This is a genomic window from Actinomyces denticolens (genome assembly GCF_002072185.1).
GTDB classification, from domain to species: Bacteria; Actinomycetota; Actinomycetes; order Actinomycetales; family Actinomycetaceae; genus Actinomyces; species Actinomyces denticolens.
Map to the genome: position 1 here is coordinate 1 of NZ_MVIW01000069.1, position 5,103 is coordinate 5,103.

Here is a 5,103-nt window from a genome sequence, read left to right on the forward strand (position 1 = left end):
GGCGCCCGCCCTGGCCGCCGCCGGCGCGACCCGGTTGCTGGCCGCCGCCGTCCCCGCCCTGGCCGGATGCGCCGCCGACGCCCTGGTCTCCGCGGCCCGGGCCACCGGCGCCGCCGCCGTGCTCGTGGCCAGCGACTACCGCGGCAAGGAGATCGCCGGCCGTGCCGCTGTCCTGCTCGGCTCGGCCGCCGCCAGCGACCTCGCCGACCTGCGTCCGGCCGAGGGCGGTGACGCCCTTACCGGTACCAAGCTGGTCCTGTCCGGTTCCTGGTCCACCACCTCCGCGCTCGCCCTGGGCGGTCCCGCCCCCGTGATCGCCGTGAGGCCCGGTGCCTACGAGGCCGCCTCCGACGGCATCGCCGAGCTCGCCCCCGAGACCGTCGAGGTCGCCCCCGCGGCCGAGTCCGCGGCCGTCGAGCTCGTGGAGGCGGAGCGCTCCGCCGCCGCGGCCGGGCCCGAGCTCACCGAGGCCCGTACCGTCGTGGTCGGCGGGCGCGGGGTCGACGGCGACTTCGACCTGGTCCGCTCACTGGCCGAGCCGCTGGGCGCAGCCGTCGGCGCCACGCGTGTGGCCTGCGATGAGGGCTGGATCGAGCGCAGTGCCCAGGTGGGCCAGACCGGCGTGAGCGTCTCCCCGCGCCTGTACATCGGCCTGGGCGTCTCCGGCGCCGTGCACCACACCTCCGGCATCCAGGGCGCGCAGGCCATCGTGGCGGTCTGCGACGACTCCGAGGCCCCGATCTTCGAGATGGCGGACTTCGGCGTCGTCGGCGATGTGGCCGAGGTGGTCCCGCAGATGGTGGCCGAGCTGGCGCGGTTGCGGGGCTGAGCTGGCGCGGTTGCGGGGCTAGCCCGGTCCCGCGTTGCCGTCTCATCCCCGAGATACCGTCTCACTGTCGAGATACCGCCTCGCCCCGCCGTTGCGCCCTCATCCTCGCAGTTTGAGGGCGCAAGGCCGGTTCGAGACGGTATTTCGGGGGCGAGGGCGCAGGACGGGGATGGGCGGCTCATCGGTGGCTGCCCGTGCGGATGAGGGGACCAAGCGCCGGGCCTCCCGGAGCGCGGAGGACTTCGGCTTCGATCCGTCACCGGTCGCTCGCACCTTCAAGTGCCGGATGATCAGGGGGAACGTGATCCCTCTCAGGCTCGGCCACCCGGTGCCCGACGAGGATTCGCGCGAGGCCCTGGCGGAATGGGAATGGCATTGAGGTCTTCGTGCGGACTGGGACGCATGAGGAGATCCTCGTCTAACTGGGCGAAGAGCCGGCGCTACGGGCCCGACGCTGCCGGCGTTCGCCGCCTTCGGCGCTGAGAGCCTTCTCGGCCTGCCTTCTCCTCCTCACTCTTCCAACCCTCCCGGCTTCGCGTCGCCGTCCCGCCCCCGAGATACCGTTTCATCCCCGCATTACCGTCCCACCCCCGAGATACCGTCTCGCCCCGCTCCTGCGCCCTCAAACTGCGAGGATGAGACCGTAACGCTGGGATGAGACGGTATCTCGGGTGTGAGACCGCAGCGCCGGGATGAGACGGTATCTGGGGTGGGGCGGGGCGGGGCGGAGCGGCCGGGGGGGGGGAGCGCACTGGACGCTGATCTATTGATGGGATGGAACGGAACCGCCCTGGCGCTTCAGGTGACAGTGGCCTGGGCGAGGACGCGCTGGCCGTCGGGCCCGCCGTAGACGACGACGGACTGCCCGGCTGCGACCCCGCGCAAGGGCTCGCCGAGCTCGACATGGAGGGATGCTGCCTCGGCGTCCGCGGTGACGCGTGCGCGAATGGGGCGTCCATGGGCGCGCACCTGCACGTGGGCGTCGGCCCATCCGAGGGGCCCGGGAGCGGCGCCTGAACCGGCGTCCGTGTCCTCGCTCGGCCCCAGCGCCTCGGGCTCGTCCAGGAGGATGAGGCCGTCGGCGTCGAGGCTCCTGCGCTGGAGGAGCTCGGCCGGGCCGACGACGACCTCATTGGTGGAGGGGCGGGTCTCCAGGACGTAGCGGGGCCGGCCATCGGGAGCGGGGCGGGTGAGGCCCAGGCCCTTGCGCTGGCCGACGGTGAAGCCGAAGTAGCCGGAATGCTCGCCCAGGACCTCGCCGTCGGGCGTCACCATTCGGCCGGGGGAGGAGCCCAGGGCGCGGGTGAGGAAGCCGCGGGTGTCGCCGTCGGCGACGAAGCAGATGTCGTAGGAGTCGGGCTTGTCGGCCACGGGCAGGCCCCGCTGTGCGGCCTCGGCGCGCACGGCGGCCTTGCTGGGGGCGTCGCCCAGGGGGAAGAGCGCGCGGGACAGGCCTTCGCGGCCGGAGACGGCCAAGACGTAGGACTGGTCCTTGGCGGCGTCGACGGCGCGCGAGAGGGTGAGCCCGGTGGTGTCTCCTGGGCGGCCGTCGCCGGCGCCGCCGGTCAGGCGCGCGTAGTGGCCGGTGGCGACGGCGTCGAAGCCGAGGGCGAGGGCGCGCTCGAGGAGGGCGTCGAATTTGATGCGCTCGTTGCAGCGCACGCAGGGGTTGGGGGTGCGGCCGGCGCGGTACTCGGCAAGGAAGTCGGCGACGACGCGCTCCTCGAATTCCTCGGACAGGTCCCAGGTGTAGAAGGGGATGCCGAGGATGCCGGCGGCCCAGCGTGCGTCGGAGGCGTCCTCGATGGAGCAGCAGCCGCGCGAGCCGGTGCGGGTGGCCTCCCGGTTGCGGGACAGCGCCATGTGGATGCCGACGACGTCGTGCCCGGCATCGATGGCGCGGGCGGCGGCGACGGCGGAGTCGACGCCGCCGGACAGGGCGGCCAGGACGCGCATGGGGCTCCTCGGGGTGGGTTGGTCAGGACTGGATCGGACAGGCGGGAAGTGCGGGAGACTGGGGCTGGATCGTCGTACTGGCGTTGGTGGAGGTACGGGCTTGATGAACAATATTACGGGGCTTGACTGTCAGGCGTAACCGACCTTCCGGAGTCTAGGCGACGCAGGTACGCGGGTGATGGTCAGCGTCCTTGCTCCACATACAGGTCATGGAGATCGATAGATATATCCTTTGGTGGTACGCTGCTTATGGTTTATCTTTTTGTCATCGATCTTCATTTATCTGGATTGAATGGCTTCGACGATATGTTATAGTGTGCTATTTCCTTGATGTGTAGATATGAATTAATGACTCTTTGATATGGATAGTTTATTATGTGGACCACTAGGCTTGTCTGGAATCTCATTAAGCAATCAAGGATAGATTGACTTATGGGATTCCCCTATTGGTCTGGAGCGTGTCTGTGGGGCTGGTTCCATAACTCATTGTGACGCAGGTTGTCTTCGCATATGCGAGAGGTGTGCCATCGATAAGGCCGGCTTCGATAAGTCGTTGGGGTCATCTCCGTATGTACAAGATATGCGACGTCGGCATCGGTAGCGCTCGCGTCGGTCAGGGATCTTCCCCGTATCTCTTCATACGCGAGATGTATGGGGTGAGGAGCTTCTTGATACGGTTGCCGACGGGATCATCCCCACATACGCGGGGTGCACGAGTCGTCAGGGCTGAACTTCATCCCGTCCTCGGGATCATCCCCGCATACGCGGGGTGCACATGGTCAGGATGGCCGGGGTGCTGCGGTAGGTCGGATCATCCCCGCATACGCGGGGTGCACGAGCCGCCCCGTGCCTCTCACGGCACGGGGCGGGGATCATCCCCGCATACGCGGGGTGCACGGCCAGATGAAAGGCGGTTTGGAGGGGGACGTAGGATCATCCCCGCATACGCGGGGTGCACGGCTCGGTCCTATCCGGGGCACGGCAGACTTCGGGATCATCCCCGCATACGCGGGGTGCACGGGTCGCCAGGAATCTATTTCATCCACTACGAGGGATCATCCCCGCATACGCGGGGTGCACGTCGAGGTTGAACTCAGGGGCTTCCGGCATAGGGGATCATCCCCGCATACGCGGGGTGCACTGGCCGGATTAATTGCCCGGAGGGTCCCATAGAGGATCATCCCCGCATACGCGGGGTGCACTCCATTCGGGTGCGGTAGAGGATCTTCGCAGCAGGATCATCCCCGCATACGCGGGGTGCACGGTTTTCAACGGTGAGGCGCACGGTGGGAAGCGGGATCATCCCCGCATACGCGGGGTGCACTATGGGACCGACACCTTCGTCATCGCCGGCGCGGGATCATCCCCGCATACGCGGGGTGCACGCCTGGCCCGTGGCCACGGCGGCCAGGACGTCGGGATCATCCCCGCATACGCGGGGTGCACCATCAGACGTCTGAGGTGTGGTCTGCCCCACTGGGATCATCCCCGCATACGCGGGGTGCACCGCCCTGTGATGACGTCGCTCATCATGCCCTCCGGATCATCCCCGCATACGCGGGGTGCACCGCTCGACGAGGTCGCGTGGGTCGGGTTCGCCTGGATCATCCCCGCATACGCGGGGTGCACGTCATTGCTTCCAGGTCCGTGGGGTTGCCGCAGGGATCATCCCCGCATACGCGGGGTGCACAATCCACGATTCTCTCCGCAGTAGCGGACTAGAGGATCATCCCCGCATACGCGGGGTGCACAATCCACGATTCTCTCCGCAGTAGCGGACTAGAGGATCATCCCCGCATACGCGGGGTGCACGGCGTTTTCTACACGGGCAATATGCGGCCCCTGGGATCATCCCCGCATACGCGGGGTGCACGATTGGAGATGATGACGCGCAGTGCGTTCTACAGGATCATCCCCGCATGCGCGGGGTGCACCTCATGATGAGCCTCCTGATCGGTTGCCTGGCGGGATCATCCCCGCATACGCGGGGTGCACTGCGACGACGACCCCTGACCCTTCGACGAGCCCGGATCATCCCCGCATACGCGGGGTGCACTGAAACTCACTTACCTTGATTGCATGGCGACCCGGATCATCCCCGCATACGCGGGGTGCACTGAAATGGACGTACTTTTGGAATAATGTGGCCAGGATCATCCCCGCATACGCGGGGTGCACACGATGCTGCTGGAGAGGCCGCGCACGTCGGTCGGATCATCCCCGCATACGCGGGGTGCACCGGCGTGCATCGTCGACGGCGCGCCGGACCCAGGGATCATCCCCGCATACGCGGGGTGCACCTGGAGGGCTTGGGGGAG

Annotated in this window: 3 protein-coding genes and 1 CRISPR repeat array; of the genes, 2 read left to right on the forward strand and 1 reads right to left on the reverse strand. The window is 67.7% G+C overall.

The genetic code is table 11. From position 1 onward, the window contains the following. Both B1H55_RS11840 and B1H55_RS13155 read left to right on the forward strand, forming a co-directional pair. The coding region (locus B1H55_RS11840; RefSeq protein WP_143222436.1) for an electron transfer flavoprotein subunit alpha/FixB family protein at positions 1 to 829 on the forward strand (829 nt) is incomplete at its 5' end. A gap of 169 nt (positions 830 to 998) precedes the next feature. After that, positions 999 to 1,208, forward strand: a complete 210-nt coding sequence (locus tag B1H55_RS13155; RefSeq protein ID WP_073454565.1) for a type II toxin-antitoxin system RelB/DinJ family antitoxin — start codon at positions 999 to 1,001, stop codon at positions 1,206 to 1,208. 419 nt (positions 1,209 to 1,627) lie between these two features. On the opposite strand, the gene mnmA is transcribed toward B1H55_RS13155, so the two are convergent. Then, the gene (gene mnmA, locus B1H55_RS11850) at positions 1,628 to 2,785 is read right to left on the reverse strand and encodes a tRNA 2-thiouridine(34) synthase MnmA (RefSeq protein WP_077240396.1); all 1,158 of its coding nucleotides are present in this window, start codon (positions 2,783 to 2,785) and stop codon (positions 1,628 to 1,630) included. Between the two features lie 686 nt (positions 2,786 to 3,471). Further along, a CRISPR array of direct repeats spans positions 3,472 to 5,085; the repeat unit is 28 nt; unit sequence GGATCATCCCCGCATACGCGGGGTGCAC. Positions 5,086 to 5,103: the final 18 nt, after the last annotated feature.